This is a genomic window from Azotobacter chroococcum (assembly GCF_004339665.1).
In the GTDB taxonomy this organism is placed as follows: domain Bacteria; phylum Pseudomonadota; class Gammaproteobacteria; order Pseudomonadales; family Pseudomonadaceae; genus Azotobacter; species Azotobacter chroococcum.
The window spans coordinates 90,393-113,980 of sequence record NZ_SMMU01000002.1 but is presented as its reverse complement, the minus strand read 5'-3'; the positions used below and the strand labels follow the sequence as shown (position 1 = coordinate 113,980).

The window sequence follows — 23,588 nt, the reverse complement described above, 5'->3', positions numbered from 1 at the left end:
TATGGGCGAATCAGCGGAGCATGCCGCCGCCATAGCCCTTCAGGTTGCTTTTCTTCATCAGGGATTCGTACTGGTGCGAAACGAGGTGCGATTGTACTTGCGACATGAAGTCCATCACAACCACCACCACGATCAGCAACGAAGTCCCGCCAAGATAGAACGGCACGTTGGCTGCCACCACCAGGAACTGTGGGAGCAGACAGACCGCCGTCATGTAGAGAGCGCCAAAAATGGTCAAGCGGGTCAGTACACCATCGATATAGCGCGCCGACTGCTCACCCGGCCTGATGCCCGGAATGAAAGCGCCCGATTTTTTCAGGTTTTCCGCCACATCCTTGGGATTGAACATCAGCGCAGTGTAGAAGAAGCAGAAGAAAATGATCCCCACACTGAACAGGAGGATATTCAATGGCTGACCGGGCGCGATGGCCTGGGCAATGTCCTGCAGCCAGCCCATGCCTTCCGACTGACCAAACCAGGACCCCAGCGAAGCTGGGAACAGCAGGATGCTGCTAGCGAAAATGGCCGGAATGACCCCCGCCATATTCACCTTCAGCGGCAAGTGGCTGGTCTGCGCAGCAAAAACCTTGCGACCCTGCTGACGCTTGGCATAGTGCACCGCAATACGTCGCTGGCCACGCTCGACGAAAACCACAAAGCCGATGATCGCCACAGCCAGCAGCGCGACAGACAGCAGAGCAATGATATTGATATCACCCTGACGGGCAGACTCGAACGACTGACCGATCGCTGCCGGCAGACCGGCCACGATCCCGGCAAAGATCAGCATCGAGATACCATTGCCGACGCCTCGCTCGGTAATCTGCTCACCCAGCCACATCATGAACATCGCACCAGCCACGAAGGTGGTCACAGCCACGAAGTGGAAGCTGAAATCGGCGGCGAAGGCGACACCCTGGCTGGCCAGACCGACGGACATGCCGAAGGCCTGGATAATCGCCAGAACAAGTGTCCCGTAACGGGTGTACTGGCTGATCTTGCGACGACCGGCCTCGCCCTCCTTCTTCAACTGCTCCAGCTGGGGGCTGACCACGGTCATCAGCTGCATGATGATCGATGCCGAAATATACGGCATGATCCCCAGCGCAAAGATGCTCATCCGCTCCAGCGCGCCACCGGAGAACATGTTGAACAGGCTAAGAATGGTTCCCTCGTTCTGCTGGAACAGTTCCGCCAGCCTGTCGGGATTGATTCCTGGCACCGGGATATGCGCGCCTATGCGATAGACGATGATCGCCAGGAACAGGAACCGCAGCCGAGCCCAGAGCTCGGACAGCCCGCCATTGCTGAGTGCGGAGAGAGCACCTTGCTTAGCCATTTAGTCCTCGATCTTACCGCCAGCTGCTTCGATGGCCGCACGCGCACCCTTGGTGACGGCGATCCCCTTCAGGGTAACGGCCCGACTTACCTCGCCAGACAGCATGACCTTCACGCGACGGACGTTCTGATTGACCAGATCGGCATCCTTCAGCGCCTGCAGAGTCACGACATCACCGTCCAACTTGGCCAGCTCGGAAGTGCGAATTTCCGCACGATCCATGGCTTTCAGGGAAGTGAAGCCGAACTTCGGCAGACGGCGATGCAGAGGCTGCTGACCGCCCTCGAACCCGGGAGCGATCTTGCCGCCGGAGCGGGAAGTCTGCCCTTTGTGGCCACGGCCGCCGGTCTTCCCGAGGCCGCTGCCGATGCCACGACCCGGACGCAGCTTCTCGCGCCGGGCACCCGGCGCGGAACGCAGATCGTTCAGTTGCATGGATTAACCCTCCACACGCAGCAGGTAATAGGCCTTGTTGATCATCCCGCGATTTTCAGGGGTATCCTGAACTTCGACAGTGTGACCGATGCGACGCAGGCCCAGGCCCTTGACGCAAGCCTTGTGATTGGCCAGACGACCATTCAGGCTCTTGACCAGAGTGACTTTGACGGTTGCCATGATCAGAGAATCTCCTCGACGCTCTTGCCACGCTTGGCGGCCACCGACTCGGGGGACTGCATTTCCTTCAGACCCTTGAAGGTGGCGTAAACCACGTTCACCGGATTGGTCGAACCGTAGCACTTGGCCAGGACGTTCTGCACACCCGCAACCTCGAGAACGGCACGCATGGCGCCGCCGGCGATGATCCCGGTACCCTCGCTGGCAGGCTGCATATAGACCCGGGAAGCGCCATGGGCGGACTTGACCGGATACTGCAGAGTGGTACCGTTCAGATCGACTTGGATCATGTTGCGGCGGGCAGCTTCCATGGCCTTCTGGATAGCAGCCGGGACCTCGCGGGACTTGCCGCGACCAAAGCCAACACGGCCCTTGCCATCGCCAACGACAGTCAGCGCGGTAAAGGTGAAGATGCGACCACCCTTGACGGTCTTGGCGACGCGATTGACCTGGACCAGCTTCTCGATGTAGCCCTCGTCGCGCTTTTGCTCGTTATTCGCCATAACTTAGAACTCCAGCCCGCCTTCACGAGCAGCATCGGCCAGTGCCTTGACACGACCGTGGTACTTGAAGCCAGAACGGTCGAATGCCACCTGGGTTACGCCAGCGGCCTTCGCACGCTCGGCTACCAGTTGGCCAACCTTCTTGGCCGCATCGACGTTGCCGGTGGCAGCGTCACGCAGTTCTTTGTCCAAGGTCGAGGCAGAAGCCAGAACCTTGCCGCCGTCGGCCGTGATGACCTGGGCGTAGATATGCTGGGAAGAGCGATACACGCAGAGGCGTACGGTTTCCAGCTCGCGCATTTTCAGGCGCGCCTTGCGGGCGCGACGCAGACGAGTTTCTTTCTTTACGCTCATTTGCTATGCCCTACTTCTTCTTGGCTTCTTTGCGATGGACCACTTCGCCGGCATACCGCACACCCTTGCCCTTGTACGGCTCGGGACGACGGAAGTCGCGAATCTCGGCCGCCACCTGACCAACCAGCTGCTTGTCGATGCCCTTGATCAGGATATCGGTCTGGCTGGGAGTCTCCGCAGTGATGCCTTGCGGCAGCTCATAGTCCACCGGATGGGAGAAGCCAAGCGCCAGGGACAGGATCTGCCCCTTGGCCTGCGCCTTGTAACCAACGCCAACCAGCTGCAGCTTGCGCTCGAAGCCCTGACTGACACCGATCACCATATTGTTGACGAGTGCACGAGTGGTACCGGCCATGGCCCGGTTCTGCTGATCGCCATTGCGGGCAGCAAAACGCAGCTCACCGGCATCCTGGATGACCTCGACGGAAGGATGCACATTCAATTCGAGAGAGCCCTTGGCTCCCTTCACCGAAAGCTGCTGACCGGCCAGATTGATCTCTACGCCAGCGGGCAGCTTGACGGGGTTCTTAGCAACGCGAGACATGCTGTTCCCCCCCTTAGAACACAGTGCAGAGCACTTCGCCGCCAACACCAGCAGCACGGGCCGCACGATCAGTCATCACACCCTTGTTGGTGGACACGATCGAAACGCCCAGACCGCCACGCACTTTCGGCAGCTGATCGACGGACTTGTACTGGCGCAGGCCAGGACGACTCACGCGCTTGAGCTCCTCGATGACCGGACGGCCCTCGAAATACTTGAGCTCGATAGACAGCAGCGGCTTGATATCGCTGCTGACTTGATAATCCGAAATGTAGCCCTCGTTCTTGAGAACACTGGCCACAGCCACCTTCAGCTTGGAAGACGGCATACTCACGACGGTCTTCTCAGCCATCTGGGCATTACGGATACGAGTTAGCATGTCCGCTAACGGGTCCTGCATACTCATGGGCTAATTGCTCCTGATACAGAAAGAAAGCCTTGCGGCCTGAGCCCCGGACCTTGACTACAGATAAAAATCAAAAGTCAGGAGAGCCGAACATCCTAGAGGCTGTCCAGAAAAGAATCAAGCCCCAAAAGGGGCTTGACTCAGATAGCCCGGACTCGACGAAGGCTTCGCGAGTCCGAGATGTACTTACCAGCTGGCCTTGACCAGACCCGGCACGTCACCGCGCATGGCGGCCTGGCGCAGCATGTTGCGAGCCAGACCGAACTTGCGGTAGACGCCATGAGGACGACCGGTCAGACGGCAGCGGTTGCGCAGGCGCGAGGCACTGGCATCACGCGGCTGCTTCTGCAGGGCGATCTGGGCTTCCCAACGCTGCTCCGGAGCGGAGTTCGGGTTGGCGATGATAGCTTTCAGCTCGGCACGCTTCTTGGCGTACTTGGCAACCGTTTGCTGTCGCTTCAGCTCGCGGTTCTTCATGCTCTGTTTGGCCATTGCCTGCTCCAGTCAGTTGCGGAACGGGAAGTTGAAGGCACGCAGCAGAGCGCGACCTTCATCATCGGTACGGGCAGTGGTGGTCAGGGTGATGTCCAGACCACGCAGCGCATCGATCTTGTCGTAATCGATTTCCGGGAAGATGATCTGCTCTTTGACGCCCATGCTGTAGTTGCCGCGACCATCGAAGGACTTGGCATTCAGACCGCGGAAGTCACGCACACGCGGCAGGGAGATCGCGAGCAGACGATCCAGGAATTCGTACATACGATCGCGACGCAGCGTCACCTTGACACCGATCGGCCAGCCCTCACGAACCTTGAAGCCCGCAATTGACTTGCGAGCATAGGTGACGATCGGCTTTTGACCAGTGATTTTTTCCAGGTCAGCAACTGCGTTCTCGATGATTTTCTTATCGCCGATAGCTTCGCCAAGACCCATGTTCAGGGTGATTTTGGTAACGCGCGGAACTTCCATCACGTTGGCCAGCTGAAGCTCTTCCTTCAACTTGGGCGCGATTTCTTTCCGATAAATCTCTTTTAGTCGTGCCATGGTTATCTACCTAGCAGTGCTCAAGCATCAACCGGCTTTTGGGTCGACTTGAAGACACGAATTTTCTTGCCGTCTTCGACCTTGAAACCGACGCGATCAGCCTTGTTGGTTTCAGCATTGAAGATGGCCACGTTGGAGACGTGCAGAGGCGCCTCCTTCTCGACGATACCGCCCTGGACGCCCAGCATCGGATTCGGCTTGCTGTGGCGCTTGATCAGGTTGACCCCACCGACGACCAGACGGTCGTCCGCGAGAACCTTGAGCACCTTGCCACGCTTGCCCTTGTCCTTGCCGGCGATGACGATGATCTCGTCGTCACGACGAATCTTTTGCATGACGGCTTCTCCTTACAGCACTTCAGGGGCGAGCGAGACGATCTTCATGAACTTCTCGGAACGAAGCTCACGGGTAACCGGCCCGAAGATGCGAGTGCCGATCGGCTCCTGCTTGTTGTTCAGCAGGACTGCCGCATTGCCGTCGAAGCGGATGATGGAGCCATCGGGACGGCGGACACCGTGCCTGGTGCGAACCACCACAGCCGTCATGACTTGGCCCTTCTTGACCTTGCCGCGCGGAATCGCTTCCTTCACGGTCACCTTGATGATGTCGCCGATGCCGGCGTAACGGCGATGAGAGCCGCCCAGCACCTTGATGCACATGACGCGACGGGCACCGCTGTTGTCGGCCACGTCGAGCATGGATTGAGTCTGAATCATAACTTTCTCCGACCCTTAGTCTCTTAGACTTCCACCGCGCGCTCGACGACTTCCACCAGCATCCAGGACTTGGTCTTGGCCAGCGGACGGGTCTCGCGGATGGTGACCGTGTCGCCGATACGGCACTGGTTGGTTTCGTCGTGGGCGTGCAGCTTGGTCGAACGCTTCACGTATTTACCGTAGATCGGGTGCTTCACGCGGCGCTCGATCAGGACGGTGATGGTCTTGTCCATTTTGTCGCTTACGACACGGCCGGTCAGCGTACGAACGGTTTTCTGAGCTTCAGCCATGATCACTTACCTGCCTGCTGGTTGAGCACAGTCTTGACGCGAGCGATATCGCGCTTCACTTGCGAGAGCAGGTGACTCTGCCCCAGTTGGCCAGTTGCCTTCTGCATGCGCAGATTGAACTGGTCACGCAGCAGGCCGAGCAATTGCTCGCTCAGTTGCTCAGCCGATTTTTCACGAAGTTCATTCGCTTTCATCACATCACCGTCCGCTTAACAAAAGTGGTGGCGAGCGGCAGCTTGGCTGCTGCCAGGGCGAAAGCCTCGCGCGCCAGCTCTTCGGAAACACCCTCGATTTCGTAGAGCACCTTGCCCGGCTGGATCTGGGCTACCCAGTACTCGACGTTACCCTTACCCTTACCCATACGAACTTCGAGGGGTTTCTTGGTAACCGGCTTGTCGGGGAATACGCGGATCCAGATCTTGCCGCCACGCTTGACGTGACGGGTCAGGGCGCGACGTGCAGCCTCGATCTGGCGAGCGGTGAGACGACCGCGGCTCACGGACTTCAGGGCAAACTCGCCGAAGCTGACCTTGCTACCACGGTGAGCCAAGCCACGGTTGTGGCCGGTCATCTGCTTGCGGAATTTTGTACGCTTGGGTTGCAGCATGTTGCGTACTCCTCTTACTTAGCAGCTTTTTTGCGAGGCGCAGGCGCTTGCGGCTTGAGCTCTTCATGCTGGCCACCAATGACCTCGCCCTTGAAGATCCAAACCTTGACGCCGATCACACCATAGGTGGTGTGCGCTTCGTAGGTGGCGTAATCGATATCTGCGCGCAGGGTGTGCAGCGGCACACGGCCTTCGCGATACCATTCGGTACGGGCGATTTCGGCACCGCCCAGACGACCACTCACCTGGATCTTGATGCCCTTGGCACCAATGCGCATGGCGTTCTGCACGGCGCGCTTCATGGCGCGACGGAACATTACGCGACGCTCGAGCTGCTGGGCTACGCTCTGAGCAACCAGCATACCGTCAAGCTCCGGCTTGCGGATCTCTTCGATGTTGATGTGCACCGGCACACCCATTTGCTTGGTCAGGTCCTGACGCAGCTTCTCGACATCCTCACCTTTCTTGCCGATCACGATGCCGGGACGAGCGGTGTGGATGGTGATGCGTGCGGTTTGAGCCGGACGAGCGATGTCGATACGGCTCACGGACGCGCTTTTTAGTTTGTCTTGGAGGTACTCACGCACCTTCAGGTCGGCGAACAGATAATCGGCATAAGTGCGCTTATCTGCATACCAGACCGAGGTATGCTCCTTGACGATTCCCAGGCGGATGCCAACGGGATGTACTTTCTGACCCATCTGATCGACTCCGTTACTTGTCCGCAACCTTGACAGTGATATGGCAAGACCGCTTGACGATGCGATCAGCACGGCCCTTGGCGCGCGGCATGATGCGCTTAAGCGAACGCCCCTCGTTGACGAAAACGGTGGAAACCTTCAGGTCATCCACGTCTGCGCCCTCGTTGTGCTCGGCGTTGGCAACGGCCGACTCCAGCACTTTCTTCATGATCTCGGCGGCTTTCTTGCTGCTGAAAGCCAGGAGGTTGAGCGCATCGCCCACCTTCTTCCCGCGGATCTGGTCGGCGACCAAGCGGGCTTTCTGGGCGGAGATTCGAGCGCCCGACAGCTTAGCGGCTACTTCCATCTTTCCTTACCCCTCAACGCTTGGCTTTCTTGTCTGCCGCATGACCACGATAGGTACGGGTAGCAGCAAACTCGCCTAGTTTGTGACCGACCATATCCTCGCTGATAAGCACCGGGACATGCTGACGGCCGTTATGCACAGCAATGGTCAGACCGACCATCTGCGGCAGGATCATCGAACGACGCGACCAGGTCTTGACCGGTTTGCGATCGTTTTTTTCCACCGCCACTTCGACCTTCTTCAACAGGTGAAGATCGATGAAAGGACCTTTTTTCAGAGAACGCGGCACAGTCGTATCCCTCTAGTTACTTACGGCGGCGGACGATCATGTTGTCGGTGCGCTTGTTCGACCGGGTCTTCGCACCCTTGGTCGGGAAGCCCCACGGCGACACCGGATGACGACCACCCGAGGTACGACCTTCACCACCACCATGCGGGTGGTCGACCGGGTTCATCGCCACGCCACGAACGGTCGGGCGAACGCCACGCCAGCGCTTGGCACCGGCCTTGCCCAGCGAGCGCAGACTGTGCTCGGAGTTGGACACCTCGCCCAGGGTCGCACGGCAATCAGCCAGGACCTTGCGCATCTCGCCAGAGCGCAGACGCAGGGTCACGTAGGCACCCTCACGCGCAACCAGCTGCACGGAAGCACCGGCAGAACGGGCGATCTGCGCACCCTTGCCCGGCTTCAGCTCGATAGCGTGAATGGTGGAGCCGACCGGAATGTTGCGCAGCGGCAGGGTATTGCCCGCCTTGATCGGTGCGTTCACGCCGGAGATCAGCTGGTCACCAGCCGCCACGCCCTTCGGTGCGATGATGTAGCGACGCTCGCCGTCGGCATACTTCAGCAGTGCGATATGCGCGGTGCGGTTCGGGTCGTACTCGATGCGCTCGACGATGGCAGGAATGCCATCCTTGCTGCGACGGAAGTCGACCAGGCGATAGTGCTGCTTGTGACCACCACCAATATGACGGGTGGTGATGCGACCGTTGTTGTTACGGCCGCCGGACTTGGACTTCTTCTCCAGCAGCGGCGCATAGGGGGCACCCTTGTGCAGCTCCTGGTTGACCACCTTGACCACGAAGCGGCGGCCAGCGGAAGTCGGTTTGCATTTAACGATTGCCATGATGCACCCCTTTACTCAGCGCTGCTGGCGAAATCGAGATCTTGGCCGGCCTGAAGAGCGACGTACGCCTTCTTCCAGTCGTTGCGCTTGCCCAGACCGCGAGCGGTGCGCTTGGTCTTGCCCTGGACATTCAGGGTGGTGACACGGGCGACCTTCACTTCGAACAGAGCTTCGACAGCCTTCTTGATTTCCAGCTTGGTTGCATCGGTGGCAACCTTGAAAACGAACTGCTTCTTGCTTTCCGCCAGCACGGTGGCCTTCTCGGAGATGTGCGGACCAAGCAGCACTTTAAATACGCGTTCCTGGTTCATCCCAGCAGCTCCTCGAATTTCTTCACGGCCGGCACGGTGATCAGCACCTTGTCATACGCGATCAGGCTGACCGGATCGGAACCCTGAACGTCGCGAACATCGACATGCGGCAGGTTGCGGGCAGCCAGATACAAGTTCTGATCCACAGCATCGGAGACGATCAGCACATCGTTCAGGCCCAGGCTACCCAGCTTGCTCACCAAACTCTTGGTCTTCGGGGCATCCACGGCGAAATCTTCAACAATGACCAGGCGATCCTGGCGTACCAACTCGCTCAGGATCGAGCGCAGAGCGGCACGGTACATCTTCTTGTTGAGCTTCTGCTCATGATTCTGCGGACGAGCGGCGAAGGTCATGCCGCCGCCACGCCAGATCGGACCACGAGTGGTACCGGCACGCGCACGACCGGTGCCCTTCTGGCGCCAGGGGCGCTTGCCGCCACCGCTGACGTCGGAGCGATTCTTCTGCTGCTTGCTGCCCTGGCGACCACCCGCCAGATAGGCAACGACAGCCTGGTGCACGAGGGTCTCGTTGAATTCGCCGCCAAAAGTGCGCTCAGAGACTTCGATCGCCTGAGCGCCATTCACATTCAATTGCATCTCAGCTTCCCCCTTAACCGCGAGCCTTGGCTGCCGGACGCACGATCACATCGCCGCCGGTAGCGCCGGGAACAGCACCCTTGACCAGCAGCAGATTGCGCTCGGCATCAACACGAACCACTTCCAGGGACTGCACAGTCACGCGCTCGGCACCCATATGACCGGACATCTTCTTGCCCTTGAACACACGGCCAGGAGTCTGGCACTGGCCGATGGAGCCCGGAACACGGTGAGAGACTGAGTTGCCGTGGGTATTGTCCTGACCACGGAAATTCCAGCGCTTGATGGTACCGGCATAGCCTTTACCCTTGGACTGACCGGTGACATCCACCAACTGTCCTGCCTGGAAAATTTCGGTAGTGATCTGATCACCGGCCTGGTACTCGCCCTCTTCGAGGCGGAACTCCCAGACACCACGACCAGCAGCGACATTCGCCTTGGCGAAGTGACCAGCCTGCGCCTTGGTCACACGCGAAGCACGGCGCTCGCCAACAGTGATTTGCACTGCACGATAGCCGTCGCTTTCTTCGTTCTTGAACTGGGTCACGCGATTCGGCTCGATCTCAATGACCGTAACCGGAATGGAGACACCTTCTTCGGTGAAAATGCGGGTCATGCCGCACTTACGACCGACTACACCAATAGTCATTTTTTGAACCTCTCGAGTGTACGGGGCTTTCACCCGCTATGGCCGCCCATTTCAGAGCGTTACACGACCAAAACCTGAACGGTCTTAGCCGAGGCTGATCTGCACTTCCACGCCAGCCGCCAGATCGAGCTTCATCAGCGCATCGACGGTCTTGTCGGTCGGCTGAACGATGTCCAGCACACGCTTGTGGGTACGAATTTCGTACTGATCACGCGCATCCTTGTTGACGTGCGGCGAAACCAGAACGGTATACCGCTCTTTGCGAGTAGGCAGAGGAATCGGACCACGCACCTGAGCACCAGTACGTTTCGCGGTTTCCACGATTTCCTGGGTAGATTGATCAATCAGGCGATGGTCAAAAGCCTTCAACCGAATACGGATTTGTTGGTTTTGCATTTTGACCTCAGACTCGAAGTTGCCACCCTACCGAGCGGAATACGCCCGATAAAAGGAGGCGCAATTGTACGGATGCTCCCCCAAGGTGTCAATAAAATGATCAGCAATAGAAAAAGCCCCAAAAGGGGCTTTTTCTATCACCTCATCGATTACTCGATGACCTTGGCAACCACACCGGCGCCAACGGTACGACCGCCTTCGCGAATTGCGAAGCGCAGACCGTCTTCCATGGCGATCGGAGCGATCAGGGTGACGACCATCTTGATGTTGTCACCCGGCATCACCATCTCGACGCCTTCCGGCAGCTCGACGTTACCGGTCACGTCGGTGGTGCGGAAGTAGAACTGCGGACGGTAGCCCTTGAAGAACGGAGTGTGACGACCACCCTCTTCCTTGGACAGCACGTACACTTCGGCTTCGAACTTGGTGTGCGGCTTGATGGTGCCCGGCTTGGCCAGAACCTGGCCGCGCTCCACGTCTTCACGCTTGGTGCCGCGCAGCAGGGCGCCGATGTTTTCGCCGGCACGACCTTCATCGAGCAGCTTGCGGAACATTTCCACGCCGGTGCAGGTGGTCTTGGTGGTCGGACGGATACCGACGATCTCCACCTCCTCACCCACCTTGACGATGCCACGCTCAACACGACCGGTCACCACGGTGCCGCGACCGGAGATCGAGAACACGTCTTCGATCGGCATCAGGAACGGCTGATCGATGGCACGCACCGGCTCCGGAATGTAGGAGTCGAGGGTTTCCACCAGCTTGCGCACGGCGGAAACGCCGATGCCGTTGTCATCCTTGCCTTCCAGGGCCATCAGGGCAGAGCCGGTGATGATCGGAGTGTCGTCGCCCGGGAAGTCGTAGGTGGACAGCAGATCGCGCACTTCCATCTCGACCAGCTCCAGGAGCTCGGCGTCGTCGACCATGTCGGCCTTGTTCAGGAACACGACGATGTAGGGAACGCCCACCTGACGGGACAGCAGGATGTGCTCGCGGGTTTGCGGCATGGGGCCGTCGGCAGCCGAGCAGACCAGGATAGCGCCGTCCATCTGGGCAGCACCGGTGATCATGTTCTTCACGTAGTCGGCGTGACCGGGGCAATCGACGTGCGCGTAGTGACGGGTTGCGGAATCGTATTCAACGTGGGAAGTGTTGATGGTGATACCGCGCGCCTTTTCTTCCGGAGCATTGTCGATCTGGTCGAAGGCACGAGCGGAGCCACCCCAAGTCTCGGAGCAGACCTTGGTCAGGGCGGCCGTCAGAGTGGTCTTGCCATGGTCCACGTGACCGATGGTGCCGACGTTGACGTGCGGTTTGTTACGTTCGAATTTTTCCTTAGCCACGACAGTAAACCTCTTACTTAAAGGGCTGAATCAACCTTGTTTTTTGACGATAGCTTCGGCGATGTTGGCCGGAGCTTCGGAGTACTTCGAGAATTCCATGGAGTAGCTGGCGCGTCCCTGGGACATCGAACGTACATCGGTAGCGTAACCAAACATCTCGCCCAGCGGGACTTCGGCGCGGATGACCTTACCGGAGACGGTGTCCTCCATACCCTGGATCAGACCACGGCGACGGTTCAAGTCGCCCATGACATCACCCATGTAGTCTTCCGGAGTAACCACCTCGACCTTCATGATCGGCTCGAGCAGCACCGCACCGCCCTTCTGGGACAGTTGCTTGGTCGCCATGGAGGCCGCGATCTTGAACGCCATTTCGTTGGAGTCAACGTCATGGTAGGAGCCATCGAATACGGCGGCCTTCAGACCAAGCAGCGGATAACCCGCAACCACACCGTTCTTCATCTGCTCTTCGATACCCTTCTGGATCGCCGGGATGTATTCCTTCGGAATCACACCACCCACAACCTCGTTAGTGAAGAGCAACCCTTCCTGACCCTCGTCAGCCGGCTCGAAACGGATCCAGCAATGACCGAACTGGCCACGACCACCGGACTGTCGCACGAACTTGCCTTCGATCTCGCACTTGTTGCGAATGGTCTCGCGATAAGCCACCTGAGGCTTGCCGATGTTAGCCTCGACACCGAACTCGCGCCTCATGCGATCGACCAGAATATCCAGATGCAACTCGCCCATACCGGAAATAATGGTCTGACCACTTTCCTCGTCGGTCTTGACGCGGAAAGACGGGTCTTCCTGTGCCAGCTTGCCAAGGGCGATACCCATCTTTTCTTGGTCAGCCTTGGTCTTCGGCTCGACCGCCACGGAGATTACCGGCTCAGGGAAGTCCATACGCTCGAGAATGATCGGCTTCTCGATCGAGCAGAGGGTGTCACCAGTGGTGACGTCCTTCATACCGATCAGCGCCGCGATATCACCAGCACGCACTTCCTTGATTTCTTCGCGAGTGTTGGCGTGCATTTGCACCATACGCCCCACACGCTCTTTCTTGCCCTTGACCGAGTTGATAACCGAGTCGCCAGAACTGAGAACACCCGAGTACACTCGAGCAAACGTCAAGGTACCCACAAACGGGTCGGTAGCGATCTTGAACGCCAGCGCCGAGAACGGCTCGTTATCGTCAGCATGACGCTCGTCGACGATTTCCTCGTTATCGGGATGCACGCCCTTGATTGCAGGGATCTCGGTCGGAGCCGGAAGAAATTCGATAACGGCGTCGAGAACCAGCGGAACACCCTTGTTCTTGAAGGAGGAACCACATACAGCCGGGACGATCTCACACGCGATGGTGCGCTGACGCAGCCCAGCCTTGATCTCTTCGATCGACAGCTCGCCACCCTCAAGGTACTTGTTCATCAGCTCTTCGTTGGCTTCGGCAGCAGCCTCCACCATGTTGGAGCGATACTCCTCGGCAAGCCCCTGCAACTCCGCCGGAATCTCTTCCTCGCGGTAGGTCATACCCTGATCGTCTTCGTTCCAGTAAATTGCCTTCATCTTGAGAAGATCGATCTGACCCTGGAAGTTCTCTTCCGCGCCGATGGCCAGCTGTACCGGGACCGGAGTGTGACCCAGACGCTTCTTGATTTGCTCGACGACGCGCAGGAAGTTGGCACCAGCACGGTCCATCTTGTTCACGTAGACGATACGCGGCACGCCGTACTTGTTGGCCTGACGCCATACGGTTTCGGACTGCGGCTCGACACCGGAGGTACCACAGAACACCACCACAGCGCCGTCCAGCACACGTAGTGAGCGCTCCACTTCGATGGTAAAGTCCACGTGACCGGGGGTATCGATGATGTTTACGCGATAGTTGTCGTACTGCTTGGTCGAGCCCTGCCAGAAGGCGGTGGTCGCAGCGGAGGTAATGGTGATACCGCGCTCCTGCTCCTGCACCATCCAGTCCATGGTGGCGGCGCCATCATGCACCTCGCCCATCTTGTGGTTGACGCCTGTGTAGAACAGGATCCGCTCCGTAGTCGTCGTCTTGCCTGCGTCCACATGGGCGCAGATACCGATGTTACGGTAGCGATTGATAGGGGTTGTACGGGCCACAATGAGGTCCTCGTAGATGGAGGCTGAATTCAGAAACGATAGTGCGAGAACGCCTTGTTCGCCTCGGCCATGCGATGCACGTCTTCACGCTTCTTCACAGCAGCGCCCTTGCCCTCGGAGGCATCAAGCAGCTCACCAGCGAGACGCAGGGCCATGGATTTCTCGCCACGCTTGCGTGCGGAGTCCACCAGCCAGCGCATGGCCAGCGCATTGCGACGCGACGGACGAACCTCGACCGGAACCTGGTAAGTCGCACCACCCACGCGGCGGGACTTCACTTCGACCAGCGGAGCGATGGCGTCGAGTGCTTTTTCGAAGATTTCCAGGGGATCACTGTTCTTGCGGGTTTTGACGGTATCCAGCGCGCCGTAAACGATGCGCTCGGCAACCGCCTTCTTGCCGCTTTCCATCACGTGGTTCATGAACTTGGCAAGAATTTGGCTTCCGTATTTCGGATCATCCAGAATCTCACGCTTGGCTGCTACACGACGTCTTGGCATTGATAAGCCCTCAAACGGTCTTCAGGTTAGCTCGGAACGGTAGCCACCAAGGCCACGTCCGACCTTACTCTTATCGACTCAACAAATAGAAAATTGGCGCACCGAATTACTTCGGACGCTTGGTACCGTATTTGGAACGGCCCTGCTTGCGGTCTTTCACGCCGGTGGTATCCAGCGAACCGCGCACGGTGTGGTAACGGACACCCGGAAGGTCCTTGACACGACCGCCACGGATCAGCACTACACTGTGCTCCTGCAGGTTATGCCCCTCGCCACCGATATAGGAGGTGACCTCGTAACCGTTGGTCAGGCGCACACGGCAGACCTTACGCAGTGCCGAGTTCGGTTTTTTCGGCGTGGTGGTGTACACGCGGGTGCACACGCCACGGCGCTGGGGGCAGTTCTGCAGCGCAGGCACGTCGCTCTTGTCGACGAGACGCTTGCGCGGCTGACGCACCAGCTGGTTGATAGTTGCCATCTACTAGCTCCACTGTTGTCTTTCGACATAAACAAAATGGCAGAGCGATTCGCCCTGCCAAATTTAGGGGTCCGTAAGTCTAAAGAGACTCCCGGACCCCGTCAAGGCAAGGCCCGACAGGCAGCTCGCCGCCCAGGCCTTGGCAGTCAACTGCCGCTGGTGTTGAGCGCCTCGGTCAGCGCGGCCTCGACCTCTTCCGCGCTCACCCGCACCGGCTTCTCGGCATCGCGCTTGCGCTTGCGCTCGCTGTGGTAGGCCAAACCGGTGCCGGCCGGAATCAGCCGACCGACAACGACGTTCTCCTTCAGACCACGCAGGTAGTCGCGCTTGCCGGTGACCGCTGCCTCGGTGAGCACGCGAGTGGTCTCCTGGAAGGAAGCGGCGGAGATGAACGACTCGGTCGACAGCGACGCCTTGGTGATACCCAGGAGGATGCGCTCGTACCTGGCCGGGAAGCGGTCCTCGGTCGCCAGCTGCTCGTTCTCCTCGAGCACCTGGGTCAGCTCCACCTGATCGCCCTTGATGAAGCTCGAGTCGCCGGCTTCGGCAACCTCGACCTTGCGCAGCATCTGCCGGAGGATGGTCTCGATGTGCTTGTCGTTGATCTTCACACCCTGCAGGCGGTACACGTCCTGGATTTCATTGACGATGTACTTGGCCAGCGCACTAACTCCCAGCAGGCGCAGAATGTCGTGCGGATTGCTCGGACCGTCGGAGATCACTTCGCCGCGATTCACCTGTTCGCCTTCGAAGACGTTGAGGTGACGCCACTTCGGAATCAGCTCCTCGTACGGATCACTGCCATCGTTCGGGGTGATGACCAAGCGGCGCTTGCCCTTGGTTTCCTTGCCGAAGCTGATGGTGCCGCTGATTTCCGCCAGGATCGACGGTTCCTTCGGACGCCGCGCCTCGAACAGGTCCGCCACCCGCGGCAGACCACCGGTGATATCGCGGGTCTTCGAGGTTTCCTGCGGGATACGGGCGATTACGTCACCCACCCCCACTTCGGCACCGTCGGCCACCCCTACCAGAGCGTTGGCCGGCAGGAAATACTGGGCCGGTACGTCGGTCCCCGGCAACAGTAGCTCCTTGCCATTGGCATCGACCAGCTTCACGGCCGGACGGATATCCTTGCCGGCGGCCGGGCGGTCCTTCGCATCCATCACCTCGATGTTGGTCAGACCGGTCAGCTCGTCGGTCTGGCGCTTGATGGTGATGCCCTCCTCCATGCCGACGAAGGTCACGGTACCCTTCATTTCCGTCACGATCGGGTGGGTGTGCGGGTCCCACTTGGCAACGATGGCGCCCGGATCGACCTTGTCGCCCTCCTTCACCGAAATCACCGCACCGTAAGGCAGCTTGTAGCGCTCGCGCTCGCGACCGAAGTCGTCGGCCACGGCCAGCTCGCCAGAGCGGGACACCGCGACCAGGTTGCCGTCGGCGCGCTCGACGTGCTTCAGGTTGTGCAAACGGATGTTGCCACCGTTCTTCACCTGGACATTGTCCACTGCCGAGGTCCGGCTGGCCGCACCGCCGATGTGGAAGGTCCGCATGGTCAGCTGGGTACCCGGCTCACCGATCGACTGGGCGGCGATGACACCGACCGCCTCGCCGATGTTGACCTGGTGCCCACGAGCCAGATCGCGGCCGTAGCACTTGGCGCAGATGCCGTAGCGGGTCTCGCAGGTGATCGGCGAACGCACGACCACCTCGTCGATGGTGTTCACCTCGATGAACTCGACCCACTTCTCGTCAATCAGGGTGCCGGCCGGAACGATAACTTCGTCGGTCCCGGGACGGAACACATCCTTGGCGATGACTCGGCCCAGCACGCGCTCGCCGAGCGGTTCGACCACATCGCCGCCCTCGATGTGCGGAGTCATCAGCAGGCCCTGTTCGGTGCCGCAATCGACCTCTGTCACGACCAGATCCTGGGCCACATCAACCAGACGACGGGTCAGGTAGCCGGAGTTCGCAGTTTTCAGTGCGGTATCCGCCAGGCCCTTTCGTGCGCCGTGGGTTGAGATGAAGTACTGCAGTACGTTCAGGCCCTCGCGGAAGTTGGCGGTGATCGGGGTCTCGATGATCGAGCCATCGGGCTTGGCCATCAGACCGCGCATCCCGGCCAGCTGGCGGATCTGCGCCGCGGAACCCCGCGCACCGGAGTCCGCCATCATGTACATGGAGTTGAACGACTCCTGCTCGACCTCGTTGCCATTGCGGTCGATGACCTTCTCCTTCGAGAGGTTGGCCATCATCGCCTTGGACACTTCGTCGTTGGCCTTCGACCACAGGTCGATCACCTTGTTGTACTTCTCGCCCTGGGTCACCAGGCCGGTGGCATACTGGCTTTCGATCTCCTTCACTTCCTCGGTGGCGCCATCGATGATCCGCGCCTTTTCCGCCGGAATGACGAAGTCGTTCACTCCGATGGAAACCCCCGACAGGGTCGAGAAGGCAAAACCGGTGTACATCAGCTGGTCAGCGAAGATGACGGTATCCTTCAGGCCCACCGTACGATAGCAGTGGTTGATCAGCTTGGAGATCGCCTTCTTCTTCATCGGCTGATTGACCACATCATACGGCAGACCGGCCGGTACGACCTGGAACAGCAGCGCACGGCCAACGGTAGTGTCGACGATGCGAGTGTTGTGAACCAGACTGCCGTCTTTCTGCTTGACAGTCTCGTTGATCCGCACCTTCACGCGAGCGTGCAGTGATGCCTCGCCGCCCCGGAACACCCGGTCGACTTCCTGCAGGTCGGCGAAAACGCGACCCTCGCCCTTGGCGTTCACCGCTTCGCGGGTCATGTAGTACAGACCCAGCACCACGTCCTGCGACGGCACGATGATCGGCTCGCCGTTGGCCGGCGAGAGGATGTTGTTGGTCGACATCATCAGCGCACGCGCCTCCAGCTGGGCCTCGAGGGTCAGCGGGACGTGCACGGCCATCTGGTCGCCGTCGAAGTCGGCATTGTAGGCAGCACAGACCAACGGGTGCAGCTGGATCGCCTTGCCCTCGATGAGCACCGGCTCGAACGCCTGGATACCCAGACGGTGCAGGGTCGGCGCACGGTTGAGCAGCACCGGATGTTCGCGGATGACTTCGGCGAGCACGTCCCAAACCTCGGGCAGCTCACGCTCGACCATCTTCTTGGCCGCCTTGATGGTGGTGGCCATGCCACGGGTTTCCAGCTTGCCGAAGATGAACGGCTTGAACAGCTCGAGCGCCATCTTCTTCGGCAGACCGCACTGGTGCAGACGCAGGGTCGGGCCCACGGTGATCACCGAACGGCCGGAGTAGTCGACACGCTTGCCCAGCAGGTTCTGGCGGAAACGGCCCTGCTTGCCCTTGATCATGTCGGCCAGGGATTTCAGCGGGCGCTTGTTGGAGCCGGTGATCGCCCGACCGCGGCGACCGTTGTCCAGCAGGGCGTCCACCGCCTCCTGCAGCATGCGCTTCTCGTTGCGCACGATGATGTCCGGCGCAGCCAGGTCGAGCAGGCGCTTCAGACGGTTGTTGCGGTTGATTACCCGACGGTAGAGATCGTTCAGGTCGGAAGTGGCGAAGCGGCCACCGTCCAGCGGCACCAGCGGACGCAGGTCCGGCGGCAGCACCGGCAGCACAGTCAGAACCATCCACTCCGGCAGGTTGCCGGAGCCCTGGAAGGCCTCCATCAGCTTCAACCGCTTGGACAGCTTCTTGATCTTGGTTTCCGAGTTGGTCTGCGGAATCTCCTCGCGCAGGCGGCCGATCTCGTGTTCCAGGTCGATCTGGTTAAGCAGTTCGCGGACCGCCTCGGCGCCCATGCGCGCATCGAAGTCGTCACCGAACTCCTCGAGGGCCTCGAAGTACTGCTCGTCGTTGAGCAACTGGCCCTTCTCCAGCGTGGTCATGCCCGGATCGATCACCACGTAGCTCTCGAAATAGAGCACGCGTTCGATATCGCGCAGGGTCATGTCCAACAGCAGGCCGATGCGCGACGGCAGCGACTTGAGGAACCAGATGTGGGCGACCGGCGAGGCCAGCTCGATGTGCGCCATGCGCTCGCGACGCACCTTGGCCAGGGCGACCTCCACCCCGCACTTCTCACAGATCACGCCGCGATGCTTGAGGCGCTTGTACTTGCCGCACAGGCACTCGTAGTCCTTCACCGGGCCGAAGATCTTGGCGCAGAACAGGCCGTCGCGTTCCGGCTTAAAGGTACGGTAGTTGATGGTCTCCGGCTTCTTCACTTCACCGAAGGACCAGGAGCGGATCATCTCGGGCGAAGCCAGACCGATACGGATGGCATCGAACTCTTCGAGTTGACCCTGGTTTTTCAAAAGGTTCAGCAAGTCTTTCAAGGCCTTTCCTCCTCACGAACCGGCGGTGGCCGGCTAGCGCCGGGCACCGCATGGACGGTGCGTGGTTATTCGGTTTCCAGTTCGATGTCGATGCCGAGCGAGCGGATTTCCTTGATCAGCACGTTGAAGGACTCGGGCATGCCGGCCTCCATGCGGTGATCGCCGTCCACGATGTTCTTGTACATCTTGGTCCGGCCATTCACGTCATCCGATTTCACGGTGAGCATTTCCTGCAGGGTGTAGGCGGCGCCATAGGCTTCCAGCGCCCAGACCTCCATCTCCCCGAAACGCTGACCGCCGAACTGCGCCTTGCCACCCAGCGGCTGCTGGGTCACCAGGCTGTAGGAACCGGTAGAGCGCGCGTGCATCTTGTCGTCGACCAGGTGGTTCAGCTTGAGCATGTACATGTAACCGACGGTGGTCGGACGCTCGAACTGGTTGCCGGTCCGCCCATCGAACAGGCGCATCTGACCGCTTTCCGGCAGATCGGCCAGCTTCAGCATGGCCTTGATTTCGCTTTCCTTGGCGCCATCGAACACCGGCGTAGCCATCGGCACGCCGCCGCGCAGGTTGTTTGCCAGGTCGACGATCTCGGTATCGCTCAGAGAATCCAGCTCTTCCTCCTTGCGCCCGCCGATCTCGTTGTACACCTCGGCAAGGAACTGACGCAGCTCGGCGACCTTGCGCTGCTCCTCAAGCATCCGGTTGATCTTCTCGCCCAGGCCCTTGGCTGCCAGCCCCAGGTGGGTTTCGAGGATCTGCCCGACGTTCATCCGCGACGGCACGCCCAGCGGGTTGAGGACGATGTCCACGGGAGTGCCGTTGGCATCGTGGGGCATGTCCTCGACCGGCATGATCACCGACACCACACCCTTGTTGCCGTGACGGCCGGCCATCTTGTCGCCCGGCTGGATGCGGCGTTTGATGGCCAGGTAGACCTTGACGATCTTCAGCACACCCGGTGCCAGATCGTCGCCCTGTTGCAGCTTGCGCTTCTTGTCCTCGAACTTGTCGTCGAGCAGCTGGCGACGATCGGACAGGTAGGCCTGGGCCTTCTCCAGCTGCTCGTTGAGCGCGTCGTCGGCCATGCGCAGTTTGAACCACTGGCCATGCTCGAGTCCGTCGAGGATCTCGTCGCTGATCTCGGTGCCCTTCTTAAGGCCGGCCCCGCCTTCGCACATGGCGCCGACTAGAGCGGCCCGCAGACGCTCGAAGGTTGCCCCCTCGACGATGCGGAACTCCTCGTTGAGATCCTTGCGGATCTCGTCCAGCTGCATTTTCTCGATGGCCAGGGCACGGGAGTCGCGCTCGACGCCATCACGAGTGAACACCTGGACGTCGATCACGGTGCCCTTGGTGCCGGTCGGTACGCGCAGGGACGTGTCCTTCACGTCGCTGGCCTTCTCGCCGAAGATCGCCCGCAGCAGCTTCTCTTCCGGAGTCAGCTGGGTCTCGCCCTTCGGGGTGACCTTGCCGACCAGGATGTCGCCAGCCATGACCTCGGCACCGACGTAGACGATACCGGCCTCGTCCAGCTTGTTCAGCGCAGCCTCACCGACGTTCGGGATATCCGCGGTGATCTCCTCCGGGCCAAGCTTGGTATCACGCGCCACACAGGTCAGTTCCTGGATGTGGATGGTGGTGAAGCGGTCCTCCTGGACCACGCGCTCGGACAGGCAGATGGAGTCCTCGAAGTTGAAGCCGTTCCAGGGCATGAACGCCACGCGCATGTTCTGCCCCAGGGCCAGCTCGCCCATGTCGGTGGACGGACCATCGGCCATGATGTCGCCGCGCGAGACCTGGTCACCCTTGCTGACCAGCGGACGCTGGTTGATGCAGGTGTTCTGGTTGGAACGGGTGTACTTGGTCAGGTTGTAGATATCCACACCGGCTTCGCCGGTTTCGACCTCGTCGTCATTGACGCGCACCACGATGCGACTGGCGTCGACCGAGTCGATCACCCCACCACGGCGGGCTACCACGCAGACGCCGGAGTCGCGCGCCACGTTGCGCTCCATCCCGGTGCCCACCAGCGGCTTGTCGGCACGCAGGGTCGGCACGGCCTGACGCTGCATGTTGGAGCCCATGAGCGCACGGTTGGCGTCGTCGTGCTCGAGGAAGGGAATCAGCGAAGCGGCGACGGACACCACCTGACGCGGCGAGACATCCATCAGAGTGACGTCTTCCGGCGCCTTGACGGTGAATTCATTCAGATGGCGGACAGCTACCAGCTCGTCGATCAGCCGACCACTCTCGTCCAGCGTCGCCGACGCCTGGGCAATCACATGGTCGGCTTCCTCGATGGCGGAAAGGAACACGATCTGGTCGGTTACCTGCCCTTCCTTGACCACACGGTACGGGCTCTCCAGGAAGCCGTACTGGTTGGTACGGGCATAGGCAGCCAGGGAGTTGATCAGACCGATGTTCGGACCTTCAGGCGTTTCGATCGGGCACACGCGGCCATAATGGGTCGGGTGTACGTCGCGCACCTCGAAGCCGGCGCGCTCGCGGGTCAGACCGCCCGGGCCGAGGGCGGAAACGCGGCGCTTATGGGTGATTTCCGACAGCGGGTTGTTCTGGTCCATGAACTGCGACAGCTGGCTGGAGCCGAAGAACTCCTTGACCGCGGCCGCCACCGGCTTGGCGTTGATCAGATCCTGCGGCATCAGGCCTTCGCTTTCGGCCATCGACAGGCGCTCCTTGACCGCGCGCTCGACGCGGACCAAGCCGACCCGGAACTGGTTCTCGGCCATTTCGCCGACACAGCGCACGCGACGGTTGCCCAGGTGGTCGATGTCATCGACGATGCCCTTGCCGTTGCGGATGTCGACCAGGGTCTTGAGCACGTCGACGATATCCTCGCGGCTCAGCACACCCGCCCCCTCGATCTCTTCGCGACCGATGCGGCGGTTGAACTTCATGCGCCCCACCGCGGACAGATCGTAACGTTCGGCGCTGAAGAACAGGTTGTTGAACAGGGTCTCGGCGGCATCCTTGGTCGGCGGCTCGCCCGGGCGCATCATGCGGTAGATCTCGACCAATGCTTCCAGCTGATTGGTGGTCGAGTCGATCTTCAGGGTGTCGGAAATGAACGGGCCGCAATCGATGTCGTTGGTGTAGAGAGTCTCGATGCGCACGACTTGGCCCTTGGCGATCTTCACCAGCAGTTCGGGGGTCAGCTCGGTGTTGCACTCGGCGATGATCTCGCCGGTGGACGGGTGCACGATGGCCTTGGCCGAGGTGCGGCCGGTGACATATTCCAGCGGAACATCCAGTTCCTTGATGCCGGCTTTTTCCAGCTGATTGATGTGACGAGCGGTGACGCGTCGCCCCTGCTCGACGATGACCTTGCCGGCAGCGTCCTTGATGTCGAACGCGGCAATTTCGCCACGCAAACGCTGCGGCACCAGCTCCAAACTGAGGCCCTGCTCCGTCACATGGAACACATTGGTGTCGTAGAAGATGTCCAGCACTTCTTCGGTGGTGTATCCCAGCGCACGCAGCAACACCGAGGCCGGCAGCTTGCGGCGACGGTCGATACGGACGAACACTGCATCCTTCGGATCGAACTCGAAGTCGAGCCAAGAGCCGCGGTAGGGAATGATCCGTGCGGAATACAGCAGCTTGCCGGAGCTGTGGGTCTTGCCGCGGTCGTGATCAAAGAACACACCCGGGGAACGGTGCAGCTGAGAAACGATCACGCGCTCGGTACCGTTGACGATAAAGGTGCCGTTCTCGGTCATCAGGGGGATTTCCCCCATGTAGACTTCCTGCTCCTTGATGTCCTTGATCGCCTTGTTCGAAGATTCCTTGTCGAAAATTATCAGGCGCACCTTCACGCGAAGCGGTACGGCGAAGGTCACGCCTCGCAGTACGCACTCCTTGACGTCGAAGGCCGGCTCGCCCAGACGGTAGCCAACGTATTCCAGTGCAGCATTGCCGGAATAGCTGATGATCGGGAAAACGGACTTGAAGGCTGCATGCAAACCAACGTCGCGGAGCCTGTCCTTGCTCGCACCGGCTTGCAGGAATTCGCGATAGGAATCCAACTGGATAGCCAGGAGATAAGGCACATCCATGACGTCCGGCAACTTGCTAAAGTCCTTGCGGATACGTTTTTTCTCAGTGTATGAGTAAGCCATCAGCGTTCCCCAGCTTGGTCACCTGCTTGTTTGGCCTCTCCGAAGGGGAGTTGCCAGAAATCGTGCAGGCTGATTGCCTGCGCCACCCTCTGAGGTGGT

At 60.0% G+C, this 23,588-nt stretch carries 28 protein-coding genes; all 28 read right to left on the bottom strand.

Going from position 1 to position 23,588, the window contains the following annotated elements; translation table 11 throughout:
- Positions 1-10: 10 nt before the first annotated feature.
- Positions 11-1,339 (bottom strand): preprotein translocase subunit SecY, encoded by a 1,329-nt coding sequence (secY, locus tag EV691_RS02690; protein ID WP_039806114.1) that lies wholly within the window; start codon positions 1,337-1,339, stop codon positions 11-13.
- On the bottom strand, positions 1,340-1,774 hold the full coding sequence (gene rplO, locus EV691_RS02685) for a 50S ribosomal protein L15 (RefSeq protein WP_131298956.1): 435 nt from the start codon (positions 1,772-1,774) through the stop codon (positions 1,340-1,342).
- 3 nt (positions 1,775-1,777) lie between these two features.
- Positions 1,778-1,954, bottom strand: coding sequence for a 50S ribosomal protein L30 (gene rpmD, locus EV691_RS02680; RefSeq protein WP_039806119.1), 177 nt, complete (start codon positions 1,952-1,954; stop codon positions 1,778-1,780).
- A gap of 2 nt (positions 1,955-1,956) precedes the next feature.
- On the bottom strand, positions 1,957-2,457 hold the full coding sequence (gene rpsE, locus EV691_RS02675; RefSeq protein WP_039806121.1) for a 30S ribosomal protein S5: 501 nt from the start codon (positions 2,455-2,457) through the stop codon (positions 1,957-1,959).
- A gap of 3 nt (positions 2,458-2,460) precedes the next feature.
- Positions 2,461-2,811: a 50S ribosomal protein L18 gene (gene rplR, locus EV691_RS02670; protein WP_039806123.1), complete on the bottom strand. Its 351-nt coding sequence runs from the start codon at positions 2,809-2,811 to the stop codon at positions 2,461-2,463.
- 10 nt (positions 2,812-2,821) lie between these two features.
- Positions 2,822-3,355 (bottom strand): 50S ribosomal protein L6, encoded by a 534-nt coding sequence (gene rplF / locus EV691_RS02665; RefSeq protein ID WP_039806125.1) that lies wholly within the window; start codon positions 3,353-3,355, stop codon positions 2,822-2,824.
- 13 nt (positions 3,356-3,368) lie between these two features.
- Positions 3,369-3,761 (bottom strand): 30S ribosomal protein S8, encoded by a 393-nt coding sequence (gene rpsH / locus EV691_RS02660; RefSeq protein ID WP_039806127.1) that lies wholly within the window; start codon positions 3,759-3,761, stop codon positions 3,369-3,371.
- A 186-nt stretch (positions 3,762-3,947) separates the two neighbouring features.
- Positions 3,948-4,253 (bottom strand): 30S ribosomal protein S14, encoded by a 306-nt coding sequence (rpsN, locus tag EV691_RS02655; RefSeq protein WP_039806130.1) that lies wholly within the window; start codon positions 4,251-4,253, stop codon positions 3,948-3,950.
- Between the two features lie 12 nt (positions 4,254-4,265).
- Complete coding sequence (gene rplE / locus EV691_RS02650) at positions 4,266-4,805, bottom strand: 50S ribosomal protein L5 (protein WP_039806132.1); 540 nt, start codon at positions 4,803-4,805, stop codon at positions 4,266-4,268.
- 20 nt (positions 4,806-4,825) lie between these two features.
- The gene (gene rplX, locus EV691_RS02645; RefSeq protein ID WP_039806134.1) at positions 4,826-5,140 is read right to left on the bottom strand and encodes a 50S ribosomal protein L24; all 315 of its coding nucleotides are present in this window, start codon (positions 5,138-5,140) and stop codon (positions 4,826-4,828) included.
- A gap of 12 nt (positions 5,141-5,152) precedes the next feature.
- Complete coding sequence (gene rplN / locus EV691_RS02640) at positions 5,153-5,521, bottom strand: 50S ribosomal protein L14 (RefSeq protein ID WP_003289207.1); 369 nt, start codon at positions 5,519-5,521, stop codon at positions 5,153-5,155.
- 23 nt (positions 5,522-5,544) lie between these two features.
- Entirely contained in the window at positions 5,545-5,811 is a 267-nt protein-coding gene (gene rpsQ / locus EV691_RS02635; protein WP_012699311.1) for a 30S ribosomal protein S17, read from the bottom strand.
- A 2-nt stretch (positions 5,812-5,813) separates the two neighbouring features.
- A complete protein-coding gene (gene rpmC, locus EV691_RS02630; RefSeq protein ID WP_039806140.1) occupies positions 5,814-6,005 on the bottom strand; it encodes a 50S ribosomal protein L29 in 192 nt (63 codons plus the stop codon).
- Positions 6,005-6,418 (bottom strand): 50S ribosomal protein L16, encoded by a 414-nt coding sequence (rplP, locus tag EV691_RS02625; RefSeq protein ID WP_012699309.1) that lies wholly within the window; start codon positions 6,416-6,418, stop codon positions 6,005-6,007. The genes rpmC and rplP overlap by 1 nt, the downstream gene beginning before the upstream one ends.
- Positions 6,419-6,432: 14 nt before the next feature.
- Positions 6,433-7,119: a 30S ribosomal protein S3 gene (gene rpsC / locus EV691_RS02620; RefSeq protein WP_039806143.1), complete on the bottom strand. Its 687-nt coding sequence runs from the start codon at positions 7,117-7,119 to the stop codon at positions 6,433-6,435.
- 13 nt (positions 7,120-7,132) lie between these two features.
- Positions 7,133-7,465, bottom strand: a complete 333-nt coding sequence (gene rplV / locus EV691_RS02615; protein ID WP_003304070.1) for a 50S ribosomal protein L22 — start codon at positions 7,463-7,465, stop codon at positions 7,133-7,135.
- A 13-nt stretch (positions 7,466-7,478) separates the two neighbouring features.
- Positions 7,479-7,754, bottom strand: coding sequence for a 30S ribosomal protein S19 (gene rpsS, locus EV691_RS02610; RefSeq protein ID WP_012699306.1), 276 nt, complete (start codon positions 7,752-7,754; stop codon positions 7,479-7,481).
- A 16-nt stretch (positions 7,755-7,770) separates the two neighbouring features.
- Complete coding sequence (gene rplB / locus EV691_RS02605; protein ID WP_131255353.1) at positions 7,771-8,592, bottom strand: 50S ribosomal protein L2; 822 nt, start codon at positions 8,590-8,592, stop codon at positions 7,771-7,773.
- 11 nt (positions 8,593-8,603) lie between these two features.
- Entirely contained in the window at positions 8,604-8,903 is a 300-nt protein-coding gene (gene rplW, locus EV691_RS02600; RefSeq protein ID WP_039806150.1) for a 50S ribosomal protein L23, read from the bottom strand.
- Entirely contained in the window at positions 8,900-9,502 is a 603-nt protein-coding gene (gene rplD / locus EV691_RS02595; protein WP_089169347.1) for a 50S ribosomal protein L4, read from the bottom strand. Before rplD ends, rplW begins: the two co-directional genes overlap by 4 nt.
- Positions 9,503-9,515: 13 nt before the next feature.
- Positions 9,516-10,151 carry a 50S ribosomal protein L3 gene (gene rplC / locus EV691_RS02590; protein ID WP_039806154.1) on the bottom strand — a complete coding sequence of 212 codons (636 nt, stop codon included), beginning with the start codon at positions 10,149-10,151 and terminating at the stop codon, positions 9,516-9,518.
- Positions 10,152-10,235: 84 nt separating this feature from the next.
- The gene (gene rpsJ / locus EV691_RS02585; protein ID WP_003463313.1) at positions 10,236-10,547 is read right to left on the bottom strand and encodes a 30S ribosomal protein S10; all 312 of its coding nucleotides are present in this window, start codon (positions 10,545-10,547) and stop codon (positions 10,236-10,238) included.
- Positions 10,548-10,696: 149 nt separating this feature from the next.
- On the bottom strand, positions 10,697-11,890 hold the full coding sequence (gene tuf, locus EV691_RS02580) for an elongation factor Tu (RefSeq protein WP_089169348.1): 1,194 nt from the start codon (positions 11,888-11,890) through the stop codon (positions 10,697-10,699).
- 30 nt (positions 11,891-11,920) lie between these two features.
- The gene (gene fusA, locus EV691_RS02575) at positions 11,921-14,023 is read right to left on the bottom strand and encodes an elongation factor G (RefSeq protein WP_131298957.1); all 2,103 of its coding nucleotides are present in this window, start codon (positions 14,021-14,023) and stop codon (positions 11,921-11,923) included.
- Between the two features lie 29 nt (positions 14,024-14,052).
- On the bottom strand, positions 14,053-14,523 hold the full coding sequence (rpsG, locus tag EV691_RS02570; RefSeq protein WP_131298958.1) for a 30S ribosomal protein S7: 471 nt from the start codon (positions 14,521-14,523) through the stop codon (positions 14,053-14,055).
- Positions 14,524-14,629: 106 nt separating this feature from the next.
- The gene (gene rpsL, locus EV691_RS02565) at positions 14,630-15,001 is read right to left on the bottom strand and encodes a 30S ribosomal protein S12 (RefSeq protein WP_039806165.1); all 372 of its coding nucleotides are present in this window, start codon (positions 14,999-15,001) and stop codon (positions 14,630-14,632) included.
- 146 nt (positions 15,002-15,147) lie between these two features.
- On the bottom strand, positions 15,148-19,347 hold the full coding sequence (rpoC, locus tag EV691_RS02560) for a DNA-directed RNA polymerase subunit beta' (RefSeq protein WP_089169349.1): 4,200 nt from the start codon (positions 19,345-19,347) through the stop codon (positions 15,148-15,150).
- A 65-nt stretch (positions 19,348-19,412) separates the two neighbouring features.
- Positions 19,413-23,489 carry a DNA-directed RNA polymerase subunit beta gene (gene rpoB, locus EV691_RS02555; protein ID WP_131255352.1) on the bottom strand — a complete coding sequence of 1,359 codons (4,077 nt, stop codon included), beginning with the start codon at positions 23,487-23,489 and terminating at the stop codon, positions 19,413-19,415.
- Positions 23,490-23,588 lie beyond the last annotated feature (99 nt).

Coding starts and splice junctions, on each gene's coding strand:
- rplF (WP_039806125.1), bottom strand. CDS start 3,355: ATGTCTCGCGTTGCTAAGAACCCCGTCAAGCTGCCCGCTGGCGTAGAG.
- rplP (WP_012699309.1), bottom strand. CDS start 6,418: ATGCTGCAACCCAAGCGTACAAAATTCCGCAAGCAGATGACCGGCCAC.
- rpsC (WP_039806143.1), bottom strand. CDS start 7,119: ATGGGTCAGAAAGTACATCCCGTTGGCATCCGCCTGGGAATCGTCAAG.
- rplC (WP_039806154.1), bottom strand. CDS start 10,151: ATGACTATTGGTGTAGTCGGTCGTAAGTGCGGCATGACCCGCATTTTC.
- rplR (WP_039806123.1), bottom strand. CDS start 2,811: ATGAGCGTAAAGAAAGAAACTCGTCTGCGTCGCGCCCGCAAGGCGCGC.
- rpmC (WP_039806140.1), bottom strand. CDS start 6,005: ATGAAAGCGAATGAACTTCGTGAAAAATCGGCTGAGCAACTGAGCGAG.
- rplO (WP_131298956.1), bottom strand. CDS start 1,774: ATGCAACTGAACGATCTGCGTTCCGCGCCGGGTGCCCGGCGCGAGAAG.
- rplE (WP_039806132.1), bottom strand. CDS start 4,805: ATGGCACGACTAAAAGAGATTTATCGGAAAGAAATCGCGCCCAAGTTG.
- rpsN (WP_039806130.1), bottom strand. CDS start 4,253: ATGGCCAAACAGAGCATGAAGAACCGCGAGCTGAAGCGACAGCAAACG.
- rpsG (WP_131298958.1), bottom strand. CDS start 14,523: ATGCCAAGACGTCGTGTAGCAGCCAAGCGTGAGATTCTGGATGATCCG.
- rpmD (WP_039806119.1), bottom strand. CDS start 1,954: ATGGCAACCGTCAAAGTCACTCTGGTCAAGAGCCTGAATGGTCGTCTG.
- rpsL (WP_039806165.1), bottom strand. CDS start 15,001: ATGGCAACTATCAACCAGCTGGTGCGTCAGCCGCGCAAGCGTCTCGTC.
- rpsH (WP_039806127.1), bottom strand. CDS start 3,761: ATGAGTATGCAGGACCCGTTAGCGGACATGCTAACTCGTATCCGTAAT.
- rplN (WP_003289207.1), bottom strand. CDS start 5,521: ATGATTCAGACTCAATCCATGCTCGACGTGGCCGACAACAGCGGTGCC.
- rplB (WP_131255353.1), bottom strand. CDS start 8,592: ATGGCAATCGTTAAATGCAAACCGACTTCCGCTGGCCGCCGCTTCGTG.
- rpoB (WP_131255352.1), bottom strand. CDS start 23,489: ATGGCTTACTCATACACTGAGAAAAAACGTATCCGCAAGGACTTTAGC.
- rplV (WP_003304070.1), bottom strand. CDS start 7,465: ATGGAAGTAGCCGCTAAGCTGTCGGGCGCTCGAATCTCCGCCCAGAAA.
- rpsJ (WP_003463313.1), bottom strand. CDS start 10,547: ATGCAAAACCAACAAATCCGTATTCGGTTGAAGGCTTTTGACCATCGC.
- secY (WP_039806114.1), bottom strand. CDS start 1,339: ATGGCTAAGCAAGGTGCTCTCTCCGCACTCAGCAATGGCGGGCTGTCC.
- rpsQ (WP_012699311.1), bottom strand. CDS start 5,811: ATGGCTGAAGCTCAGAAAACCGTTCGTACGCTGACCGGCCGTGTCGTA.
- rpsE (WP_039806121.1), bottom strand. CDS start 2,457: ATGGCGAATAACGAGCAAAAGCGCGACGAGGGCTACATCGAGAAGCTG.
- rplD (WP_089169347.1), bottom strand. CDS start 9,502: ATGCAATTGAATGTGAATGGCGCTCAGGCGATCGAAGTCTCTGAGCGC.
- rplX (WP_039806134.1), bottom strand. CDS start 5,140: ATGCAAAAGATTCGTCGTGACGACGAGATCATCGTCATCGCCGGCAAG.
- rplW (WP_039806150.1), bottom strand. CDS start 8,903: ATGAACCAGGAACGCGTATTTAAAGTGCTGCTTGGTCCGCACATCTCC.